Annotated in this window: 20 protein-coding genes and 1 pseudogene; 12 read left to right on the forward strand and 9 right to left on the reverse strand. The window is 64.1% G+C overall.

Annotated elements, in window-relative coordinates:
- Positions 1–87: 87 nt before the first annotated feature.
- A complete protein-coding gene (locus tag QFZ60_RS20705) occupies positions 88–1,869 on the reverse strand; it encodes a polysaccharide biosynthesis tyrosine autokinase (RefSeq protein WP_307092917.1) in 1,782 nt (593 codons plus the stop codon).
- 75 nt (positions 1,870–1,944) lie between these two features.
- The gene (locus QFZ60_RS20710; protein ID WP_307092918.1) at positions 1,945–3,597 is read right to left on the reverse strand and encodes a hypothetical protein; all 1,653 of its coding nucleotides are present in this window, start codon (positions 3,595–3,597) and stop codon (positions 1,945–1,947) included.
- Positions 3,598–4,383: 786 nt separating this feature from the next.
- On the opposite strand from QFZ60_RS20710, the gene rpsF reads away from it, so the two are divergent.
- The 6 genes and pseudogenes from rpsF (at position 4,384) to QFZ60_RS20740 (ending at position 7,838) form a co-directional block, all read left to right on the forward strand.
- The gene (rpsF, locus tag QFZ60_RS20715) at positions 4,384–4,689 is read left to right on the forward strand and encodes a 30S ribosomal protein S6 (protein WP_015939036.1); all 306 of its coding nucleotides are present in this window, start codon (positions 4,384–4,386) and stop codon (positions 4,687–4,689) included.
- Positions 4,690–4,762: 73 nt separating this feature from the next.
- Complete coding sequence (locus tag QFZ60_RS20720; RefSeq protein WP_056335900.1) at positions 4,763–5,338, forward strand: single-stranded DNA-binding protein; 576 nt, start codon at positions 4,763–4,765, stop codon at positions 5,336–5,338.
- Between the two features lie 125 nt (positions 5,339–5,463).
- A complete protein-coding gene (rpsR, locus tag QFZ60_RS20725) occupies positions 5,464–5,703 on the forward strand; it encodes a 30S ribosomal protein S18 (RefSeq protein ID WP_003800144.1) in 240 nt (79 codons plus the stop codon).
- A 17-nt stretch (positions 5,704–5,720) separates the two neighbouring features.
- Positions 5,721–6,173: a 50S ribosomal protein L9 gene (rplI, locus tag QFZ60_RS20730; RefSeq protein ID WP_018769834.1), complete on the forward strand. Its 453-nt coding sequence runs from the start codon at positions 5,721–5,723 to the stop codon at positions 6,171–6,173.
- 78 nt (positions 6,174–6,251) lie between these two features.
- A pseudogene (locus QFZ60_RS20735) lies at positions 6,252–7,099 on the forward strand (PhzF family phenazine biosynthesis protein).
- 112 nt (positions 7,100–7,211) lie between these two features.
- Entirely contained in the window at positions 7,212–7,838 is a 627-nt protein-coding gene (locus QFZ60_RS20740; protein WP_307093415.1) for an FMN reductase, read from the forward strand.
- Here QFZ60_RS20740 and QFZ60_RS20745 read toward each other — a convergent pair.
- Positions 7,835–8,401, reverse strand: a complete 567-nt coding sequence (locus QFZ60_RS20745; protein WP_307092921.1) for a hypothetical protein — start codon at positions 8,399–8,401, stop codon at positions 7,835–7,837. The two genes, QFZ60_RS20740 and QFZ60_RS20745, sit on opposite strands and share 4 nt — an antisense overlap.
- Positions 8,402–8,414: 13 nt before the next feature.
- A complete protein-coding gene (locus tag QFZ60_RS20750) occupies positions 8,415–8,720 on the reverse strand; it encodes a hypothetical protein (RefSeq protein ID WP_142118564.1) in 306 nt (101 codons plus the stop codon).
- 642 nt (positions 8,721–9,362) lie between these two features.
- Between QFZ60_RS20750 and dnaB the strand changes: the two genes are divergently transcribed.
- Positions 9,363–10,745 carry a replicative DNA helicase gene (gene dnaB / locus QFZ60_RS20755; RefSeq protein WP_307092923.1) on the forward strand — a complete coding sequence of 461 codons (1,383 nt, stop codon included), beginning with the start codon at positions 9,363–9,365 and terminating at the stop codon, positions 10,743–10,745.
- 1 nt (position 10,746) lies between these two features.
- Here dnaB and QFZ60_RS20760 read toward each other — a convergent pair whose 3' ends face one another.
- The 3 genes from QFZ60_RS20760 to QFZ60_RS20770 form a co-directional block, all read right to left on the reverse strand.
- Complete coding sequence (locus tag QFZ60_RS20760; RefSeq protein WP_307092924.1) at positions 10,747–11,718, reverse strand: acyl-CoA thioesterase; 972 nt, start codon at positions 11,716–11,718, stop codon at positions 10,747–10,749.
- Between the two features lie 100 nt (positions 11,719–11,818).
- Positions 11,819–16,144 (reverse strand): fibronectin type III domain-containing protein, encoded by a 4,326-nt coding sequence (locus QFZ60_RS20765; RefSeq protein WP_307092925.1) that lies wholly within the window; start codon positions 16,142–16,144, stop codon positions 11,819–11,821.
- A 425-nt stretch (positions 16,145–16,569) separates the two neighbouring features.
- Positions 16,570–17,004: a DoxX family protein gene (locus tag QFZ60_RS20770; RefSeq protein WP_307092927.1), complete on the reverse strand. Its 435-nt coding sequence runs from the start codon at positions 17,002–17,004 to the stop codon at positions 16,570–16,572.
- Between the two features lie 136 nt (positions 17,005–17,140).
- On the opposite strand from QFZ60_RS20770, the gene QFZ60_RS20775 reads away from it, so the two are divergent.
- The 3 genes from QFZ60_RS20775 to QFZ60_RS20785 all read left to right on the forward strand — a co-directional run bounded on the left by QFZ60_RS20775 (position 17,141) and on the right by QFZ60_RS20785 (position 19,628).
- Positions 17,141–18,466 carry an MATE family efflux transporter gene (locus QFZ60_RS20775; RefSeq protein ID WP_307093417.1) on the forward strand — a complete coding sequence of 442 codons (1,326 nt, stop codon included), beginning with the start codon at positions 17,141–17,143 and terminating at the stop codon, positions 18,464–18,466.
- A 94-nt stretch (positions 18,467–18,560) separates the two neighbouring features.
- Entirely contained in the window at positions 18,561–19,151 is a 591-nt protein-coding gene (locus QFZ60_RS20780) for a hypothetical protein (RefSeq protein WP_307092929.1), read from the forward strand.
- A 99-nt stretch (positions 19,152–19,250) separates the two neighbouring features.
- A complete protein-coding gene (locus QFZ60_RS20785) occupies positions 19,251–19,628 on the forward strand; it encodes a hypothetical protein (protein ID WP_307092931.1) in 378 nt (125 codons plus the stop codon).
- Positions 19,629–19,689: 61 nt separating this feature from the next.
- Here the strand turns inward: QFZ60_RS20785 and QFZ60_RS20790 are convergent, their stop codons facing one another.
- The gene (locus tag QFZ60_RS20790) at positions 19,690–20,235 is read right to left on the reverse strand and encodes a CGNR zinc finger domain-containing protein (protein WP_307092933.1); all 546 of its coding nucleotides are present in this window, start codon (positions 20,233–20,235) and stop codon (positions 19,690–19,692) included.
- 71 nt (positions 20,236–20,306) lie between these two features.
- Between QFZ60_RS20790 and QFZ60_RS20795 the strand changes: the two genes are divergently transcribed.
- Entirely contained in the window at positions 20,307–21,350 is a 1,044-nt protein-coding gene (locus QFZ60_RS20795; RefSeq protein WP_307092936.1) for a DMT family transporter, read from the forward strand.
- A gap of 99 nt (positions 21,351–21,449) precedes the next feature.
- Here the strand turns inward: QFZ60_RS20795 and QFZ60_RS20800 are convergent, their stop codons facing one another.
- Positions 21,450–21,713, reverse strand: a complete 264-nt coding sequence (locus tag QFZ60_RS20800; protein WP_056335858.1) for a WXG100 family type VII secretion target — start codon at positions 21,711–21,713, stop codon at positions 21,450–21,452.
- Between the two features lie 211 nt (positions 21,714–21,924).
- Between QFZ60_RS20800 and QFZ60_RS20805 the strand changes: the two genes are divergently transcribed.
- Complete coding sequence (locus QFZ60_RS20805; protein ID WP_142118549.1) at positions 21,925–22,197, forward strand: DUF2277 domain-containing protein; 273 nt, start codon at positions 21,925–21,927, stop codon at positions 22,195–22,197.
- The last annotated feature ends 3 nt before the right edge of the window (positions 22,198–22,200 follow it).

Here is a 22,200-nt window from a genome sequence, read left to right on the forward strand (position 1 = left end):
CTCCTCTAAGAGCATAAAACCAGTGCCCGCACGCTCAGCGCGGGCCGGGCGGGAAAGCAGCCATACGGGTGGGAACGGGAGTAGCGCCTACGATGAGGGGACGCTTCTCCGTGCTTTTCCATTGCTTGCCAGCGGGCTGGCAGCCGGGCGTTGGGCTGTTCTGGCTTCAGTGGGAGCTTTTATGGGGTCACGATGTACAGGGGTGCGGCTGGGCTCCGGTTCCGGAGTGTAGTACGAATATCCGTCAAACTCCTTTGCTGGAAGACCATTGATAAGTGTTCCCAGGACACTTGCATTGACCTTCCGAAGATTCCCAAGCGCCTTTCGCAGCTGGTCCGTGGTGGTCCGGCCGGCGCGGACAACGACGATTGCGCCATCGGCGATGTGGCTAAGAAGTACGGCGTCGGTCACAGGCAGCAGGGGAGGCGCATCGATAATGACGGTGCCTCTTTCCGCCAGCGACTTAATCAAATGCTTCATGGCCTGTGAGCTCAGTAGTTCGCTTGGGTTTGGCGGGATACGGCCTGCGCCAAGAATCGAGAGATTCGGCAAGTCACCGCGCTGCTGAAGGACATCATCCAGTTCAGCTCTCCCAGTCAAAATATCCGTAACCCCAACACCAGGAACTACATGGTAGATCTTGGCCAGGCTTGGATGCCTCAAGTCTCCATCGACAACCACTACTTTTTCCCCTGCTGCGGCCATGGTGGCGGCTAAATTCGCTGCAACCGTCGACTTCCCTTCCCCGCTCACTGAGCTCGAAATCACGATGATCCGAGGAGGGTTGTCAACGTCCAGGAACGTGAGGTTAGTGCGGAGCTCGCGGAGCGATTCAGCGAAGGCGGGACTTTGACCGGATCCACCCGGCAACGCTGAAGTTCCTCCGTTGACCTTGTTCTCTGCTTTGAGGTTGCTTTCAACAGGAAGGGCCGCGATCACGGGTAGGGACGAGAGGCGTTCGACGTCGTCAGCGGTGCGCAGCCGGCGGTCCAAGTGGTTGCGGAGGAGTGCGGAGGCATACCCCAGAAGAAGTCCCCCGGCCAGTCCGAAGATGGTGGTCAACGTCACCCCGGGCGAGACTGGCTGGGTGGGAACAGCAGCTGCGTCCAGCGGAATCAGGGAAAGACGGGGAATGGCGGGGGAGGTTGGCTGTCCTGACGCCGCCGTAGCCTCCCTGTCCCTGACTTGCTTGGACAGCTCAGCGACCCACGCATCCGCAACTTTCTGGGCAGTGAGGGGGTCGGACGACTCGGCCTTGATGAAGATTTCAGCCGACTCGAGCGGAACCGTCACGGCAACGGCCTTGAGGAGGTCATCACTTGTCTGGGTCAATGCCAGGGAATTGCGGACATTGTCGGCCACCAAGCGGGATTCGGCCAATGACTTGTAGTTCTTGGCCCTTGCCTTCGACAAGGTGTCGCCCTGCAACAGAGTGCTGACGTTGTCGGTCCCGACGGCAAGTACAACTGCCGAAGCCTCCGCGGCGTACACCCTAGGCTGCAGCGCACTCCACGCCATGACAGCGAGTCCGACGGCAAGGGTTATGGCGGTGATGGACTTCCAGTACGTGCGGGCTACCCGTACGTAGTCCCTCAATCCCATGCCGGCAGCCTTTTCATCGCTGCCGCCTATCTCCTGAATACTCAAGACTTCGATCCCTCCTGTCGGTTGAAGCGCCGGATAGGCAGCTTCGGCAACGGCGCCTGAAACGGCCGGGTCTTTGCTTGTGACCACTTCTGCTGCCATGAATGCCCCTTTTCCGGCGGTTGCCTGGTGTCGCTGCTTGACGAAATGGCGTGAAGCAACGCTATGACGGCTGTAGCTACGGTGGTTGATATGACCAGAGTGGCTGTGGACGCCTGGGGTCACAAATGTGGATACTGCGGGTACCTGCAGGGTGTGCCTGGTCACCGCCAGGCACACCCTCTTCGCCGGTATGCCTGGTTAGGCCGCCGGCTTCAGTGCAGCCTGCCAGGCCCCTGCGGACTTGCTGGCCGAGAAGGTCCAGGTGCTGGCGCCGCTGGGGCCCGCCGAGGACTGGAGTTCGTCAGCCTCTTCGGTGATTTGGCCGCCTGCGGCCTCCCAACGTTCGGCCCAACCTGCAGGAGGTTCGACTGCGGGCGTTGAACTGTCATATCCGACTCCTCCGATGAGGAGGGCGCCACTGCTGGTTGTGGTAACGCTCGGCACTGTGATGCTGGTGCCGGCGGACACCTGGGTGGCTACGTTACTGTCCAGTGGACTGGTCGTGCTGACCCCTCGATAGGCGGTGATTCCCCCGCCCCACTTCACTGCCGGGTTGGTGGTCCAGGAGTAGGAGGTGCCATCGCTCGAACCCACAACGTGGTAGTAAGCGAACACCTGAGCACCGGTCCAGACCCTAAGTCCGTTCACAATTGGTGTCCATCCGGCGGGCACTGAGCTGATCGCGGGGTTCAGGTCTGCAGTAAACGATGCGATCAGGACGTCGCCTGCTGCTGTGCCCGAGGGTTTGGGCAGCGTAATGGTGGATGCCGTGCCGGAGTAGCTGCTGGCTGTTCCCACCACTGTGATACTTCCTGTGGGTGTGGGTGTGGGTGTGGGTGTGGGCGTGGGTGTGGGCGTCGGGCTCGGGCTCGGCGATGGGGCAGTTCCGAGGGGTCGGTCCGAGTACCAGTACCGTTTCGTGACATTGTTGCTGGCCATGACCACCACACCCGTCGTCGCGTTGACGCTTTGTTTGGTGGTGGTGACATCGTTCATGTTGGGAGACGCCCCGTCCTGGATAACCGGCGTTCCACGGCCGCTTGCGAAGACGGGACTATCCATAGAGGCAGTCTTTTCATAAATACTCCCGGGAATGCCTGAATACGCGCACCCCGATACGGAGGTGGATGGGCCCGTATAAAAGGCCCTGACAAGGCTGTTGGCCGTGTCCAGCAGAATCTGGGGACGGGTGACACAGTCTGCGATAGTGGCGATGGTTGATCGGGTAAAAGAACCCGTGCCCGGCCGGAACACCAACAACTGCAGCTCCGGGAGGGTCTTGTCGGATGAGGTGTCATTCAGGCTCGTCTTGACGGCCGCATAGACCCGCCCAGTAGGGTCCGCCTGTAGGGACTTGATGTTGAGGTGGTCATCGGCCTGTCCCTTGCCTTGGACTGCTGGTTGGAAGTTCCAGGAGGAGGCAGCGGTGGGTGAGGTGCCGTCGGTGCGTGTTGCCCAGTAGACGGCATTCGAATTGTGGTCGCTCCACATCACGCCGATCTTATTGGTTCCGTATGCCACCACAGCGGAGATGTCATCAGGTGCCGGACTAGGATCTGCTACGGGAAGGACAAAGGGTGTTCCCCAACTCGTCCCTCCAGGAGCGGAGGCATTGGCGTAGACGCTGCTGGTGTAGCCGGTCGTAGAGCTGCCGGAAACCTGGGTCCAGGAAGCCCAGATGGCCCCGGTTGAATCCTTGGCGATGGTCATCGATTCGCTGCTGTTACTTGTGATGGTGGTGGGGAAACCCGCGTCCAAGGTGTACTTGCCAGCCGAATAGCTGTACCTGTACAGCTTGGCTGGCTGCCCGGCCAGCGAAGGCTTGGTACTTGAGTCTCCAGAAACCGTCACAACATGTGAGGCGATGTACAACTTGCTCCCGTCCCACAGACTGTCCGCAAGGGTATTGCTGCGGCTGTCATTGAGGATTCCAGTGTCAACCCAGGTCTTGGAGGTCCGGTCGAGTTTAAAAATATGCCAACCGCTTCCTGTGACCCACATATCCGCCCACCAGGAACCGTCATTCCACCACAGCTTGCTTTGCGGTTTGTCGGAGGTGGGGGGGTTGACCACCCCTGAATAACTGATGCTCTGAAAGCCGTAATTCTCCGCGGCCCGGGCGCTGTTGATTCCAGCGACGAGGCTTAGTAACAAGGCGACTGCCAGGGCGAGTGATTGAGCAAGGAGGGCAGGTGTTTTAGCTCTGGGCATGTTAAGGTCCTTCGGGCACAGGTTTATGAAGTCTTCCCTTGGCATCCCCAGCTTGTGCCGGACATTTTCAGGCAAATGTCGAGATTTAGGGACAACGTAGTCCCCGGTCTCCGGGTGGGGCAATAGGGTCTTTGGGGGCCGGAACGGCTAGGGAGTTGCGGGAGTTGGTCGCGCAAATCATGTGCACCCGGTCGGACAGGGGCCGCGAGTTTTCCACATAGCCCATGGCCCGGACTGCGCGCGCTGCACCACGCCACTAGCCTTGAGTCAAGCGCGAATCGCCTATCGGGTCCAAATGCACTAGGATATTGAAGTCTGTGCTGCGTCCTGCCACCGTTCCGGGGCAAGGCATTGCACGGAATCGCAAATGAACCTCCTGTTACGGAAATGCCGTAACCGCTTAGCCCAAAGGAGGTGGGTTCACATATGCGTCCTTACGAATTGATGGTAATCATCGACCCCGAGGTCGAAGAGCGTACCGTTGAGCCGTCGCTTCAGAAGTTCCTGAACGTCATCACCAACGATGGTGGAACCATCGAAAAGGTTGACATCTGGGGCCGTCGCCGTCTGGCCTACGACATCAAGAAGAAGTCCGAAGGCATCTACGCCGTGGTGAACTTCACCGCCAAGCCGGAAACCGCCAAGGAACTTGACCGCCAGCTGTCTCTTAACGAGACCATCATGCGCACCAAGATCACCCGCCCCGAAGAGCAGAAGGTTGTTGCTGAGTAATTCAGCACCTGGCTTCATTCTTTACCCCGCAGGAAACGCACTCTTCACCCAGGATCGAACAAGGAGGCAGTAGATGGCAGGCGAGACCACCATTACGGTCATCGGTAACCTCACCAATGACCCGGAATTGCGGTTCACACCGTCCGGTTCAGCAGTAGCGAACTTCACCATCGCTTCCACCCCCCGCACCTTTGATCGCCAGTCGAACGAGTGGAAGGACGGGGAGACCCTGTTCCTCCGCGCCGCTGTGTGGCGTGAAGCAGCCGAGAACGTTGCCGAATCCCTGACCAAGGGCATGCGCGTCATCGTTACCGGCCGCCTGAAGAGCCGTTCCTACGAAACAAAAGAAGGCGAAAAGCGCACCGTTATCGAGCTTGAGGTCGACGAGATCGGCCCCAGCCTGCGCTACGCCAACGCCAAGGTCAACCGCACCCAGCGCTCCGGCGGACAGGGTGGGGGCGGCTTCGGCGGCGGCAACAGCGGCGGTGGCTTCGGCGGCGGCAACTCTGGTGGAAACCAGGGCGGCAACGCCGGCGGAGGCTGGGGTGGCGGCAACCAGCAGGCTGCACAGGACGATCCCTGGGCTACGCCCGGAGTCTCCAATGCAGGTGGCTGGGGCAACGGCCCCGATTCCGAACCTCCCTTCTAAAACCCAAACAACGGCCCGGCGCGGGGCTGCCGGGGTGCCGAAAGGCACCCAAGGTACTGCCGTCGTCGGACCACCACCATCCCGTGGATCAATATCCACGGGCTCCCTAGAATAGGAGCTCCACGATGGCTAAGGCTGAACTCCGTAAGCCCAAACCAAAGTCCAACCCCTTGAAGGCCGCTGACATCACTGTCATCGACTACAAGGACGTAGCATTGCTGCGCAAGTTCATCTCCGACCGCGGAAAGATCCGCGCCCGTCGCGTCACTGGCGTCACGGTGCAGGAACAGCGCAAGATCGCCCAGGCAATCAAGAACGCCCGCGAAGTTGCTCTGCTGCCTTACTCCGGCGCTGGCCGCGGCTAAGGAAGGGATTAACTAACATGGCAAAGCTCATTCTGACCCACGAAGTAACCGGTCTCGGTGCTGCTGGCGATGTTGTCGAGGTCAAGGATGGTTACGCACGTAACTACCTGCTGCCCCGCAACTTCGCCCTGACCTGGTCGAAGGGTGGCGAGAAGCAGGTTGAATCCATCAAGGCTGCCCGCGCCGCCCGCGAGCACGCTTCCCTGGAAGATGCTCAGAAGCAGGCCGCTGCACTGTCCGCAAAGCCGGTCAAGCTGGTCGTCAAGGCCGGCGAGTCCGGCCGCCTGTTCGGCACCGTCAAGCAGGGCGACGTTGCCGACGCTGTTGAGGCCGCTGGCCTCGGCAAGATCGACAAGCGCAAGGTTGAACTGCCGGCCCACATCAAGTCGGTTGGTTCCTACCAGGCCAACGTCCGCCTCCACGCTGACGTTGCTGCCGTGATCGAACTCGACGTGGTTGCAGGAAAGTAGTCCTCAACTGCATCAGAAGACCCCCGTTGCCGGTTCCGGCGGCGGGGGTCTTTCGTTGTCCGATGGTAGCCTGCTCCGGTGAAACCGACCCCGCGCAGCCGCCCCTTCCACCAAGTAGATGTTTTTGCCAGCCAGGCCTACCGCGGCAACCCCCTCGCCGTCGTGCTCGATGCCCAGGGGCTGGATACGGCAACGATGCAGCATTTCGCCAACTGGACCAACCTTTCGGAGACCAGTTTTCTCCTGCCCCCCGAGGATCCCCGCGCGGATTACCGGGTCCGAATTTTCACCGGCACCGAGGAGTTCCCATTCGCAGGCCATCCCACGCTGGGATCGGCCTATGCCTGGCTGCAGGCCGGGGGAGTATCCCAATCCGACGATCACGTGGTGCAGGAGTGCGCCGCCGGGTTGGTCCGGATAAAGCGCGACGGCGGGAGGCTGGCTTTCGCGGCGCCGCCGCTGACACGTTTCGGCCCGGTGGATGCGGCTGTGCGCGGGCAGCTGGCCGCGGCACTGCGGCTGCCTGTTTCCGCCATTGTTGACGCGTCCTGGCTGGTGAATGGTCCCGAATGGATCGGTGTCCTGCTGGAGTCAGCGGCTCAGGTGCTGGCTCTTGAGCCGGATCCGGCGGCGATGGGTGACCTGAAGGTCGGTGTCATCGGGCCCCACGGGCCCGGCGCCGGTGCCGACTTCGAGGTCCGCACCTTCCTGCCCGGTGATGCCATGGCGGAAGATCCGGTCACCGGCAGCTTCAACGCTGGTGCCGCCCAATGGCTCATTGGAAGCGGCGGGGACCGGAGGAATACGTAGCCTCGCAGGGGACCGTCCTGGGCCGCTCCGGCCGCATCCACGTCAGTGCTGAGGGTGGGGACATCTGGGTGGGTGGTGATTCCACCACCTGCATCCGGGGAACTGTCCTGCTTTGATCTGATCCCGTGGCCTCGAGTTGGCGTCCGGGAATACTTCCATGCCTGCCGCAGTTCAGCAGTATAGATGCATATGCATATATGCTGAGTGAACGAGAACCAGGAGAACGCCATGGAAACCCGCCGTATCACCGTCCTTTCCGCAGGGCTGGGCGTACCATCATCCAGCCGGTTGCTGGCTGACCAGCTCTCGTCAGCTGCCGAGCAGCAGCTCAGGGCAAGTGGCTACGAAGTGGCCGTGGACGTCGTCGAACTCCGGGACCTGGCCGTGGACATCGCCAACAACTTTGTCACCGGCTACGCTGCGCCACGCCTGGCGGAGGTCATTGCCGGGGTGGAGGCCTCGGAAGGCATTATTGCCGTAACGCCGGTCTTCAGCGCCTCCTACAGTGGCCTCTTCAAATCCTTCATGGACGTCCTTGACCCGAAGTCACTGGACGGCAAGGCGGTACTGCTGGGTGCAACAGGCGGCACCGACCGGCACCAGATGGTCCTGGACTACGCACTGCGGCCGCTGTTCAGCTACCTCCGCACGCGCATCGCTGCAACCGGCGTCTTTGCCGGACCGCAGGACTGGGGAACCGCCGAAGAGGGCGGGGCGTCACTCGCCGACCGGGTCGAGCGGGCCGCCGGTGAGCTCGCCCGGTTGCTCGACGGGCCGCAGCCCGGCCGGAAGCCCGCCCCGCTGGAGTCCCTCCCGTTTGAGCAGCTGCTGGCAGGCATTTCCGCGAGTCACTAGTCGTCCAGCAGCGCGATGAACTCCCGGGCCTGCTTCAGGGAAATGTCAGAGTGCCTGGTCAATGCAGTGGCAGCCGCTTCGGTGTCACCGCTGCGGGCCAGGGTGCGGATCCTGCCGTAGATCTCGTCGTTAAGCATGTTGCTGCTCACTTCGCGGATTACGTCCCCCTTGCTGGCGATCGCGCGGTAGCGGTACGGAAACCGCTGTGGCTCGTCGTCGTCCTCCTCGGGCGCCTGCGCCGGCTCCGGGCTCCGGTAGGGCTGCGGGTGCGCCGCCAGGGCTCCTACGGCGTCCCGCGAGGCCCTCAGCCCCTCTCCGGTGACCTCGTAGTAGAGCTTGATGGCGGCCATGGCCTGGCCCTGCGCGATCAAGGCATACAGCCGCCGGTGTTCGTCTTCGGACAGCCGGGCCGCCGCGGTCCGGGCCAGTTCCTGCGGCGTGGCAACAGGCTGGGTCTGGGAGGAGGCGTGGACTGCTTTACGCCTGCGGGCGGCACGGTAAGCGAGCGTGACTCCCGCAACCACGGCGAGCAGGATAAGGACCGGGACCACAAGCGATTCCATTTCATGAGCCGTTCTATGTACTTCCTGGCCCTCGCCAGGTGTTGTTGCCTGGCTGGCCATTCGCCCAGCCATGTTCCTGCTGTTGGATGTACTGCTGCCTGTTTTGGCTTGGGCGGGTGGCCGCCTCCAGCCGTGCGCGTGCCGCGGTGGCCGCCTCGACCTGGGCTGCATAGTGCCGGGCAGAACGCTCGGCGAGTTCGCGCTGGTACTTTTCGGCCTCCGACGTCCCGGCATCGCGCGGCCGCAGGGCGGTGGCAATGCCCCACATAAGCGCCACCAAAACTATCGCCGGCAACAGCACCAGCAGTAGATCGCCCATATGTAGAGCTTATTCCAGATCGCAGTTATCCACAGCAATATTCACTGCTTCGCATACAGCCCCCATGGCGGCACGTCAAACGTCCGGCCGGGAATATGAGGACCGACGCGTCCCCGGCAAAACATTCCCGCCCCGCTCCTTCCGCCCCGTTTCCCCAAGGCAACCTCCACCAGGACCTGTGGATGAAATTCCTTGGAAGAAATATTTACTCCACATGCTGGCGTGAGCGTTTCCGCAGGTCAGCACCGTATGTCGGAGGAAAAAAGTTTAATATCCACAAGGTTCCCCACAGGCTGTGCACAAGGTATTCCCCGTACTGCACAGGTTATCCACAGCTTGTGCAGACTGCTGGCTTTGCGGCTGGGGCCACGGCGGTTAGCGTAGCGGGGTACCTGTTCTCCCCAGCCCAAAAAGGGCGTTCCTGCCATGGTTTGGACCCCGGCGGACCGCCTCCTGCGCGTCTCTGTGGAAAAGCTGTGGATAGTGGGGATAACTCCGGCCGGAGCCCGGCGTCCGGACCCCGGCGCTTGATTGTCAGGGCCTGCGGGTAGACCTGGACGGGTGGCGGAGCCGGTTGTCGGCTGCCGCGAACAGGATGGATCGCCAGGCCGCCAGGCCCGGCACAAATGGAGGACGGCAGCTTTGTCAATCGCGCATCTGGACCCTGTCGAGACAACCCGTGAATCGGACGCAAGCCGGAAGCCCCCGCAGGATATTGCTGCCGAACAATCGGTCCTGGGCGGCATGATGCTGTCCAAGGATGCCATTGCTGACGTCGTTGAGATCCTCCGCGGGCAGGATTTCTACCGTCCGGCGCACGAGACCATCTATGAGGCCATCATCGACCTCTACGGCCGGGGGGAGCCCGCTGACGCGGTCACCGTGTCCGATGAGCTCACCAAGCGCGCGGAGATCAACAGGATCGGCGGCCCTGCCTACCTTCACGAACTGATCCAGACCGTCCCCACTGCAGCCAACGCCGGCTATTACGCCGAGATCGTGGCCGAACGGGCAGTCCTTCGCCGGCTGGTAAACGCCGGAACCAAGATCGTCCAGCTGGGCTACGGCTCGGACGGCGAGGTGGAGGACCTGGTCAACCAGGCGCAGGCGGAGGTCTACGCCGTCGCCGAGCGCCGCACTGCCGAGGACTACGTGGTGCTGAAGGACGTCATGGAGTCCACCGTGGACGAAATCGAGGCGTCCGGCCACCGCGGAGAGGGCATGACGGGCGTGCCCACCGGCTTCTACGAGCTGGACGAGCTCACCCACGGGCTCCACCCTGGCCAGATGATCGTTATCGCAGCCCGCCCGGCCGTCGGTAAGTCGACGTTCGCCCTGGACTTTGCCCGCTCCGCGGCCATTAAGAACAATCTCTCCACCGTGATGTTCTCCCTGGAAATGGGCCGGAACGAGATCGCCATGCGCCTGCTGTCCGCCGAGGCCACCATCGGCCTCCAGGACCTCCGCAAGGGAACCATCAAGGATGAGCAGTGGTCCAAGATCGCCACCACCATGGGCCGCATGAATGATGCCCCCTTGTTCATTGACGACAGCCCCAATATGTCCCTGATGGAAATCCGCGCCAAGTGCCGCCGCCTGAAGCAGCAGCACGACCTCAAGCTGGTCATCCTGGATTACCTGCAGCTCATGAGCTCGGGAAAAAAGGTGGAGTCCCGCCAGCAGGAAGTCTCCGAGTTTTCGCGTGCCCTCAAACTGCTGGCCAAGGAACTCCAGGTCCCCGTGATCGCCCTGTCCCAGCTGAACCGTGGATCCGAACAGCGGCAGGACAAGCGGCCCATGGTCTCTGACCTCCGCGAGTCCGGCTCCATCGAGCAGGACGCCGACATGGTCATCCTGCTCCACCGCGAGGACGTTTATGACAAGGAATCACCCCGTGCCGGGGAAGCGGACATCCTGGTGGCCAAGCACCGTAACGGTCCCACCAAGGACATTGTGGTGGCCTTCCAGGGCCACTATTCCCGCTTCGCCAATATGGCCGGCGACACCGGCGGTGGAGGCTTCTAGGTCAGCCCTGCGTGAGCAGGTGGTTCGGCAGGCGGTTGCCTGGCGCCGTTCCCCGGATCTCCAGGAGTTCGCGCGCGTGGGCGTGCAGCCGCTTGTCTTCATCACTGACTGGGACCCAGGCCGGAACAGGCACGGAGTTGCCCTCGTCGTCGCGCGCCACCATCACGGTGAGGCAGTACGTGGTGAGGGCCAGTTCACGGCCTTTCGGGTCGCCCGAGCGGACGTGGACGGCGATGTGCATCCCCTTGGTCCCGGTGTAAACCAGCCGGGCCTCCACTTCCACCACGTGGCCAATCAGCAGCGGGCGGTAGAAGCGCACGCCGCCGGAGAAGACCGCCACGGTATCCATCCCGCAGTAGCGTGAGGCACACACGTACGCGGCCTCGTCGATCCATTTCATGACAATGCCGCCATGCACCTTGCCGCCCCAGTTCACGTCGGTGGGGGCAGCCATGAACCTCAACGTCACGCGTTCGGCAGTGCCGGCGTCGGTATATTCCTGCCGGTTCATGGCTTCAACGATCTGTTCCCGGACCTTGATCCTGGCCAGTGCGTGGTCCCGTTGTTCGATCTCAGCGGGCGTGCCGGGTTCGAATTGCTGAACCGGGATGGGCTTGCCGTCCTCGCCGACGGCCACGAAAATCACCATGCACTGGCTGCGCATGGTGGCAGGGCCGCCCTTCGGGTCGCCGGAGGAAACCACGGTGTGGATATGCATGGAGGACCGGCCGGTGTAGACGATGGTGGCTTCCACCTCCACCATGTCGCCGCTGTTGACGGGATCGGCGAAGTGGATGTTTCCCACGTACGCGGTGACGCAGTAGGACTTGGCCCATCCCACCGCCGCAGCATAGGCGGCCTTGTCCACCCATTCGAGCACCGTCCCCGCGTCCACCGAGCCGCTGTGCCCCACATCGGTGGGTGCGGCGAGGAAGCGGAGGGTCACGGAATTGGGGCGGCCGGTCTCAGTCATGCTGCGATCTTACTGAGGGCCCCGGTTACCGGCCGGTTGTGCCCGAAACAAACTGCCCCGCCCGCCGAAACGGCGGACGGGGCAGCTGTGGGTGCAATGCCTAGCGGCGGGTGTAAACGATGTCCGGCTGGGCCGGCAGCTCCATCCCCACTCCGATGAAGAAGCCCGGGTGCGGGGGCTGGTTGTAGGCCACGTTTTCGCGGGCCACCGACTGGCGGTACACGGGATCGTGCATCAGGGTCCGGAGCCGGATGTCCGTGGTGGCCGTGGTGGTGTAGATGCGCAGCTCGGTGCTGTCCGCGGAGGGCCAGGCAATTTCCTCCCGCCAGTCGCCAAGGAGATCGGCCTGGATGGCAGGCGTTCCCTTGGTGCCGTTGTTGGACTTGGCCCCCGTTGCGGTGAGCAGCCGGTCGCTGGACTGGGTTTCCCAGTTCCACTTGGCGATGCTGGGTGTTCCGCTGCCGGCTGCTGCATCCCAGTCGTGGTCGACAATTTCGCGCAGCAGGTCACCGTCCCACCACGCCAGGAAGTTGGCTGCCGGGATCTTTTCCGAAATCAGCTCACCCTTGACGGAACGCAGCTGGCCCGTGGGGGAATTCCAGGCAGCGTCACCGCCGATGGCCCAGCCCTCGGCGCCGGGATAGCGGGGATCCACGTCTCCCATGGCGCCGCGGCCGGTGTCCTTGACAGCGGGGATGCTCCACAGCACCTCGCCCGTCCTCGAATCCCGGAACGTTGCGCCCAGGTTTCCGCTGGCGCCCATTTCCTCGTGCACGGCAAAGGTCTCCAGCCCGGGGCGGGACGGATCGAAGTCGCTCGTGTGGATGGCGTCCCCGTGGCCCAGGCCGGTGCTGTAGAGCGGCTTGCCGTTGTCGTCGATGGTCATTGAACCAAAGACGAATTCATCCTTGCCGTCAGCATCCACGTCCAGGACGGACATGTTGTGGTTGCCCTGGCCGCGGTACTGGGTACCGGCAACATCCGAATCGAAGGTCCAGCGCTTGCTGATCCTGCCGCCCACCAGGTCATAGGTGGCCAGCACGGTCCGGGTGTAGTAGCCGCGGCTGAACATCATGGACGGGTGCTCGCCGTCAAGGTAGGCCACGGCACCCAGGAACCGGTCCACCCGGTTTCCGTACGTATCGCCCCACGCGCCCACGTCTCCGCGGGGAGGATCGTAAGGCACAGTGTCCATGATGGTGCCCGTGGCTCCATGGAAGACCGTGAGGAACTCGGGTCCCGTGAGCACGTAGCCACTGCTGTTGCGGTAGTCAGCGCCGGCGTTTCCGATCACGGTTCCGGCTGCGTCACGCGTGCCGTCCGCGGTCTTCATGGCCACTTCGGCCTTGCCGTCGCCGTCGAAGTCGTAAGCGAGCAGCTGGGTGTAGTGGGCACCGGCCCGGATGTTGGGGCCCATGTTGATGCGCCAGAGTTTGGTGCCGTCCATCCTGTAGGCGTCGACGTACACGGTTCCGGTGTAGCCGGACTGCGAGTTGTCCTTGGAATTGGACGGGGACCACATCTGGAGGATCTCGTAGGTCCCGTCGCCGTCCAGGTCCGCCACGCTGGCGTCCCCGGCAGAGTAGGTGTAGGGCTGTCCGTCCTTGGTGTAGTCGTCCGCCGGTTTGTCGAGCTTAACGGCCAGGTAGTTCCGGGACATTGGCTGGAACTCTGCGGTCAGCTGGTCCCCGCCGTTGCCCACGGCCTTGATGACGTACTCGGAGGAAGCCGTTCCTGCCTTGTCCAGGAAGGTGGTGCTGTCCCGGATCGGCTCGTCGGTGAGCTGGACGCCGTCGCGGATGACGTGGAAGCCCACCTGCTCCGGGTCCAGGCCCAGCATGCGCCAGCCCACCCGCACGCCGTCGCCGGTGAGCAGGGCCACCGGTGCACGGTCCAGGTTCTCCATCTGCCGGTTCACCACGGTGACCTTCTCCGTGCCCACCACGGGGGAGGGCGCAGATTCGCCGCCCTTGTTCACTGCCGTGACGCGGTAGTAATAGCGGATGGTGGTGAGGACGGTGAAGTCCGTGAAATTCACCTCAGTGGCGCGGCCTGCGTATTCAAAGGGGCCGTCCGGGGAAGTGGAGCGGTACACCTGGTAGGCCGCAGCATCCTTGATCTTTTGCCATTTCAGGGTGACGCTCGTCTTTTCCACGGCTTTGACATCCACCTTGCCCGGGGCTGCGGGCGCCGGCGTGGCGGGATCTACCAGGGCGGTTTCCAGCGTGTTCGAGGGAACCGATTCCAGGCCGGTGTTGTCGACGGCGGTGACGAAGTACTTGTAGTTCAGCCCTGCAAATGCTGTGGTGTCCCGGTACGCCGCGTCCTTCACGCCGGACGCGATGACCTGCGGCTCGGGCTCGAAGGATGCCTGCCGGAAGACCTTGTAGGAACCCACGTCAGGCACGGCGTCCCAGGCCAGGTCCACCGTGGGCGGTTCGGCTGCGGCATTGACAGCGGTAGTGTGCAGGCTGGTCGGCCCCACCAGCAGCGGGGTCACCTCCAGTCCGTTCAACCGCTGGCCGGAACCGCTGATGGTGAGGTTCAGCTGGCCATCGGTGACCAGGACCTGGTTGATGATCTTGGTGGCGGAGGAAGCCTTGCTGGAGGACACCTGTCCGAACGGGGTGCCCTCGGCGGCAACATCGGTCCTGGTGGAGCCGATCCAGTCGCTGTGGTAGGTCTTGAGCGCGTAGGTGCCGTTGGGCACGTCAAGCTGGAATTCGAAGCTGGACCCGCTGAGCACGAAGTCGCGCAGGAGGTTGCTGGTGACGGCGCCCCGGTCGCGGTCGCTGAGGACGGAGATGTCCTTGAAGCCGAATCCACGTCCGGGTGTGTAGGGCATGGTCCGGTTGACCTCGGTGTAGCCGGGCTCCACCGGCGCTCCCGCCGGGCCGAAGTCGAACTTGTACTTGGCCAGCTTTGTGGTGACCGCCAGCGGTGAACTGGGCTCGGAGAGGCCCTTGCCGTTCATGGCCGCCACCCGGATGCTGTACGCCGTGCCCTCAGCAAGGCCTGCGAGGTTGGCTGTGGCCACGGTGGCCGTCGTGGTCAGTTTGTATTCGCTGTCCGGTTCGGCTGCCAGCTTCCGGTACACCTTGTAGATGTCCGCGCCGTCAACCGGCTGCCACTTCAAGAGCGCGCCGGCGTTGGAGATGCTGCCCGCCACCAGGCCCTGCGGCTGTGCGGGAACGGACGACGGCGGCGCGATCTCCTTGACGCGGGCTGCCAGCGGAAGGTTGAGCTGCTTCACCCCGTTGGCCACCAGGCGTGCGATCTGGATGGCGCCGTACTCCTGGAAGTGCGTGTTGTCCACGGTTCCGGTGGGCCGGTTGGGGTAGATCCCGGCGTCCACATGAAGGAACACCGATTTGGTGTCCTCGGGCCCAATGGCGTCGTAGTAGGCACGGCTGGAAGCGGAGAGGTCCACCAGGGCCACGTTCTCTTCGGCTGCCAGCTCCTGCATCTTTGCGACGTATTCCGGGAAGCTGACGTTGAACTTGCCGGTGGCCTCGTCGTAATCGCGCCGGCCCACAGGGGTGACCAGGATGGGGACTGCGCCGCGCTGGCGCGCCCCGTGGACGTAGGTCCGCAGGTATTCCTTGTAGTCGGCGGGGGAGGCGTAGCGGTCGTCAACGCCGATGGTGGCGTCGTTGTGGCCGAACTGCACCATCAGGTAATCCCCGGGGTTGATGACGCGAAGGATCTCGTCCAGCCTGCCCTGGCTGATGAAGTTCTTGGAGCTCCGCCCGCCGATTGCGTGGTTCCGGAACGTCACCGCACTGTCGAAGTAGCGGTCGATCATTTGTCCCCAGCCCGCCTGCGGAACGTACCCGGCGTCGTAGGTCTGGACAGTGGAGTCGCCGGCAAGGTAGACGCCTGGATCGGTGGTGGCCGTGCGCGGGGCCCGGGCTGCGATGACCAGGGAGTTGATCTTGGCGGCAGTGCCGCTGATGTCGAGGTTGAGCTGGCCGTCCACCAGGGAGATGGGGAACTCCATCTCCAGGTATTGCCCCGCAGGCTTGTCCGTAGCCTGGACTTTGGCCATGTTCTCCGCGGTAATGGCGATGTTTGTCGCTTCCGTGGCGTCGCCCGCGATGAGCTTTACCGTGTAGTCCCCGTTGGGCAAGTCAACCAGGAAGGTACTTCCCTGGGCCTGGACGAAGTCGGACCGGAGGGCATCTCCCGTCCCGCGGTCGACGCCGGAGGTGACGGTGGTGTCCGTGAAGCCGAATTTTGCTCCGGCCGAATACTGCGTGCCGGCATTCACGGCCGTGTAACCCTCGGCGGTTGCGCCGGGGCCAAAGTCGAACTTGAATCCACTTCCCACGGGAGGCAGTGCCGTCTCGGCGTGGACGGCAGGCAGGCCGGTGAAGGCGAGTGCGGCGGACGCTGCTGTCGCCGTCAGCGCACGCACGGCAGCCATGGCAGGGCGCCTGCGGGATGGTGGCCCTTCCGGGGGCCGGGGGATCGCTTGCGGGGGTTGGTTCACTGACATCTCCTTCGATGAGCGGCAAAGCGGTTCCCAGGGAGCGGTATTGGAACGATTCAAAGTGCCGCGGCGTTCCATCTGGATCATGGGCGCGGGGAATGGCGTTCCGGGAAATACCCGTTGTGGATAACTGAGACCTGGGTGCGGGTGGTGCAGCTTTCACTGCAACAACTTCTGGTTTACCAGCCGCCGCAGTCATGTGGCAAGCGTTTTCCCAACTTTCCCAACCCGGTCCCGAATGTTCTGTCGCAGATGGGCCGATGCGTCCGGAGGGCCTTGGGGCAGCGCCCTTAAACGCCCGACGGCGGCCGGGCACCTTGGGTGGCCGGCCGCCGTCGCGCGCGTTGTAGCGGGTGTTCCTAGGCCAGGACGGCCAGCCGGGAATTGCCGCGGCCGAACAGGGCGCGGTCCAGGGAAAGCCGGCCGGCTCCGGTGAGTGCCAGGGCGAATGCGGCCGCCGCCAGGAGCAGGACGAGTTCGTAGCCGCCGTTGGCGGCAAAGACGCCGGCGGGAGCATGCACCAGGAAGAGGGCGCCCAGCATGTCCAGGGCGAGGAGGGCGGCCACCACGCGGGTGAGGATCCCCAGGATGAGGGCAAGGCCTCCCGCGAGTTCCAGTACGGCGACGGCGGGTGCCATGAACTCGGCTGCCGGTACGCCCATTTTGGCGAAGGATGCCTGCGTGCCGGCGATGGTCCATTCGTTGAACTTCTGCCATCCGTGGGCTGCAAAGAGGAAGCCGAGGATGATGCGCAGGGCGGCGAGGGCGGTGGTGGTGAGTCGTGACTGGTTCATGGATACCACTCTCCCAAGCAATTAGTTGAAGTGTCAACTAATTATGACGGACTGTGGCCTTTCTCATGCGCGGCGGCTCACTGTCTGCGGTCACCATTAAGCTGGCAGCGTGCGCCAACAACCCGCCCTCCCCGCCATGACCGGCACCCAGGGCCATGCCCGCGAGATTCTCCGCCTTGCCGTCCCGGCCTTCGGCGCCCTGGTGGCCGAGCCCCTCTTCCTGCTGGCGGACTCCGCCATCGTGGGGCATCTGGGTGTTGCGCAGCTAGCAGGGGTGGGACTGGCCTCAGCGGTGCTGCAGACCGCCGTCGGACTCATGGTCTTCCTGGCCTACTCCACCACGCCCGCCGTAGCCCGCGCCATTGGTGACGGGCAGCTGGGCAAGGCCCTGGCGGCGGGGCGCGACGGCGTCTGGCTGGCATTGCTCCTCGGTGCACTCCTCGCCGTCGCAGGCTTCGCGGCGGCAGAGCCGCTGATCGATCTGATGGGCGCCGAGGGAAGCGTCCGGACCTTTGCCATCGACTACTTCCGCTGGTCCATGCCCGGCCTGGTGGCAATGCTCCTGATCTTTGCCGGCACCGGCGTGCTCCGCGGACTGCAGGACACCCGCACACCGCTGGTGGTGGCCACGGCAGGATTCGGTGCCAATATCCTCCTGAACCTGTGGCTTGTTTACGGCCTGGGAATGTCTGTGGTGGGTTCGGCGGTGGGTACCAGCCTGGCGCAGTGGGCCATGGCGGCTGTCTACCTGGTGATGGTGCGGCGCAGCGCCGTCCGGCATGGCGTCAGCCTGCTTCCCAGCTGGCGGGGCATCCGCAGCATGACGCGGGTGGGATCCTGGCTGATGCTGCGCACGCTCAGCCTGCGCGCCGCCATCCTGGCCACGGTGCTGGTGGTGACGGCCCAGGGCGAAGTCAACCTTGCCGCCCACCAGTTAGCCATGACCATCTTTTCCTTCCTGGCGTTCGCCCTGGATGCCCTGGCGATCGCTGCGCAGGCGCTCATCGGGAAGGAACTTGGTGCGTCCAATGCGGACAGGGCCCGGCTGCTGACCCGGACCATGGTCCGCTGGGGTGCGGGCTGCGGCGTGGTGACGGGCCTGCTGCTGGCAGCGGCCGCCCCGTGGGCCGGATTGCTGTTCACGACAGATCCCGAGGTGCAGCAGGTGCTCACCGTTGCCCTCTGGATCCTGGCGGCCGGGCAGCCGATCGCCGGCCACGTATTTGTCCTGGATGGTGTACTGATCGGTGCGGGGGACGCCCGGTACCTCGCCCTGGCGGGGCTGGTGAACCTTGTGGTCTACCTGCCGCTCCTGGCGGGGGTTGCGCTGTCAGGTGCTGCCGGCAGCGCCGGGCTCGGGTGGCTTTGGGTGGCCTTCGCGCTGGGGTACATGGCGGCGCGTGCCGTGACCCTTGGCCTGCGTGCCCGGTCGGACCGCTGGATGGTGCTGGGCTCTGCCTGACAGTGAGGTCCTGCCTAAGGCCGGGGCGCAGCATGACAAGCCGGCCGGGCAGCAGCCGGTTAGGTCTTCCAGCTGCCGCCACTAAACTGGACCGGTGACGCAACCATCCACCCCCGCGGGCGCAGCTCCCGGAACCACGCCCCGTAACCACCTCTGGAAGCCGGTCCTGCTCCGCGCGGCCGCTGCCTTGGTGTTTGGTGCGGTAACCGTCTTCTGGACGTCACCGTCTGTGGAGGTCATGGGCTGGGCCGGAGGACTCTACCTCCTGGCGTCCGGCGTGGTTAGCCTGCGGACCGTCCCCGCAGCCGGATTTGCGCAGAACTCGGCGCCCGGCAAGCTGCTGTCCGCCGGCGGAGCGGTCCTGGCAGGTGCCGGTTTCGCCGTGCTCCTCGTGCACAGCGACCTGCTGTTCGGGGTGATCGCAGCCCTGGGCCTGGGCGTGGCCGGCATTCTCGAGCTTGCCTGCGGCCTGCAGTACAGGGGCCGCCATGTTCTTGCCCGCGACTGGATTGCGTCCGGCGTGATCGGGATTGGAACCGCAGTGCTCTTGCCCTTCTTCATCAACCTCGGCGCCCATGCACTGCTGGGCGTTGCCGGTGGAGGCGCCATTATTTCCGGTGTCCTGTGGGTACTTTCCGGACTCACGCTTCGGCACGATGCCCGTGCCGGCGCGGGGAAGCCGTAAACTAGGAGGAGCGCCCTTCTACTTTCTGTAGAAAATCCGGTGCGACACCGCAATTCGTAAACCAGGCCGGCCGTGCGCCGCCTGCAGGGAGGAACCACTGTGGCTGACCAGCATCAAGGAAAACCGCGCAAGCTGCGGACCTCGGTGAAGGGGCCGCTGATGTTTTCGGCATTCTGGGCCGTCGTCGCCTTCGTTGCAGTGCTGATTTTCGCCTCCGGGGGAAGCGCCCGCGCACCCCGGTTCGACCTTGCCTTCACCGCCGCCGGCATCGCCTTCATTGCCACCCTGGTAGTCGCCGCAATGCTGTCGATGAGCTACAAGGAGAACGCCGAACACCTGGGCAAGGGATCAGGGGTGAACCTGAGCTCGGCACCTAAGAGGCCATCCCAGGCAGCGCCTGGCCACGGATTCGGTGCTCCCGGCAGCCAGAATCCGCCGGTGCCCGGCGACGACACGGACGGCACGCCCCAGCGCTAGCTGCGGCTGTCCCGATTTCACCGGCTCCTGCCACCTGGCAGGTCAACGCGCAGGAGCCGCGCTATCCCGCGGCCGCCTGCCGGGCCCGGTAGGCCGCAACATGCGCCCTGTTGGCGCAGTTGCCGGTATCGCAGTACCGCTTGGACCGGTTGCGGCTCAGGTCCAGCACGGCCGCATCGCAGTCCTCTGACCCGCACACCCGCAGCCTGTCCATCTCCTTGCTGCGGATCACATCTGCCAGGGCCATGGCCGCCTCAGTGCTCATCCGGTCGGCAAGGGGTGCTTCCGGCGCCGTGGCGTGAAGGTGCCAGTCCCATCCGTCGTGCTTCATCAGCTGCGGCAGCGCGTTGGCATCCCGGAGCAACCGGTTGACCGTATCCACGGCCGCGTCCTCATCCGCTGTCCACAGTGCCCACAGTTCCCGCCGCAACTGCCGCACGCTTTCCAGTTCGCCCGCATCCCGGCTGCGGGAACCGGAAAAATCCTCCGCGGCCAGGAAGCTGTCCAGGTCCGCAACGGAGGCCAACCCTTCCCTGCCGTTTGCGGATGTGTTGATGAGGTTCACCACCGTCCGGAGCGCCACTTCAGTGTCAGGGGCGAAAACCATGTTGACTCCTTACAGCACCCAAGCGTAGTGTCATGGGCGTTACCCCACTTTACTCCTGACAGGAGGAGACGGTGCCTGCCGCCCAAAATCACACCCCCGCCCGGGAACTGCCCATCGGGCATGCCGGGTTCCAGGCTTCCGGGCTCGGCATCGCGCTGTTCTCCTCCGCCGTTTTTGGCCTGTCCGGATCCTTCGCAAAGTCGCTTCTGGAAACCGGCTGGACCCCGGGGGCTGCGGTGACGGCCCGCCTGACGGGAGCTGCCCTGATCCTTGCGCTGCCCGCCGCGTGGGCACTGAAGGGCCGCGGGAGCCAGTTGAAGGACAACTGGCTCACCATCGTGCTGTTCGGGCTCATTGGGGTGGCGTCATGCCAGTTGTTCTACTTCAACGCTGTGGCCCGGCTCTCCGTGGGCGTCGCGCTCCTGCTGGAGTACCTGGCTCCGGTGATCATCGTCCTGTGGCTCTGGGCCGCAAGCCGCCGGCGCCCGCGCGTTTTGACTGCGGGCGGGACGCTGCTGTCCCTGGCCGGGCTGGTGCTGGTCCTTGACCTGACCGGGGCCGTCAAGGTTGACCTGGTGGGTGTGCTGTGGGGGATGGCGGCGGCGGTCTGCCTGGCCATCTACTTCTTCATCACGGCAAAGGAAAATGACACCTTGCCGCCCATCGTGCTGGCCTCCGGCGGCCTCATGGTGGGTGCCGCCGTCATGTGGCTCGCTGCCGCCACGGGACTGCTGCCCATGGCCTTCGGCACTGCGGACACAGCCCTCGGCCCATGGACCGTGCCATGGTGGGTTTCGCTTGCCGGGCTGGTGGTGCTGGCCACCGTGCTGGCGTACGTTTCGGGCGTCATGGCGGCCCGCGCCCTCGGTTCCAAGGTGGCGTCGTTTGTATCACTCACCGAGGTGCTGTTCGCCGTGGTCTGGGCGTGGCTGCTGCTGGGGGAACTTCCCGGTGCCATCCAGCTCCTGGGCGGCTTGTTGATCGTGGGCGGGGTCATCCTGGTCCGGCTCGATGAGCTGCGTTCGCCCGCCGGTGCCTCCAACGACGGCGGCAAGAGCGCCCGGGTGCCGGCGTCCCCGCTGGACCATGCGAACGACGTCGAGCCCGTCCCTTAGACGCGAAGATCCACCGGGCCCGGCGCCGTCGTCGGACGCCAATATAAAAGGGCAGGGACACCTTTCGGTGTCCCTGCCCGCCAAAAGCTGGCGGTAAGCCTAGTTGGAGGCCTGGCTCTGCTGCTCGGCGTTCCGCTTGGCCTGGCTGCCGGCTTCCTTCAGTGCCTCGGCAACCTTGGTCAGCATGGTGGTGTGGGTTCCGGACCACTCCTGGCGGAACTTGTCAGCGTCCGGGCCCTTCCAGTCGGTGCCGCTCAGGACCTTGGTGAGAGTGGACTTCTGCGTCTCGATCTCGGACGCCCCTGCCTGAAGCTTGCTGCCGAGCTGGCGAAGCTGCTCAACGTCTGCACCCCAAATAGCCATCAGTTTCTCCTTGTTAGGTAGTGGATCCGAACCAGATCGGCATCCCCAGCGGCCCCCCGGCTCATCCGGAAGATCCATTGCCTAAAACCTATCCCGGCCCCCAAACAGTGTCGATGGGCAGCCCTGCCCATGCCGGGCTCCCCATCGACGCCGGCTGAAGACCATGAAAAAGGGGTCGATCCCAGGCGTTGGAAGAGCCTAGCATGGCGTTATGTGCCGGAATATCCGAACCCTCCACAACTTTGAGCCGCACGCCACGTCCGAGGAAGTGCACGCGGCAGCGCTGCAGTACGTCCGCAAGGTCAGTGGCAGTACCAAGCCGTCCAAGGCCAACCAGGAGGCCTTTGACGAGGCCGTGCACCAGATAGCGCACATCACACAACACCTGCTGGATTCACTGGTGACGCAGGCGCCCCCGAAGGACCGGGAGGCCGAAGCGGCCAAGGCCAGGGCGCGCGCCGCGGAACGTTACGGCGCCGCCTGACCG

It is taken from the genome of Arthrobacter sp. B2I5, from assembly GCF_030816735.1.
Lineage (GTDB): Bacteria > Actinomycetota > Actinomycetes > Actinomycetales > Micrococcaceae > Arthrobacter.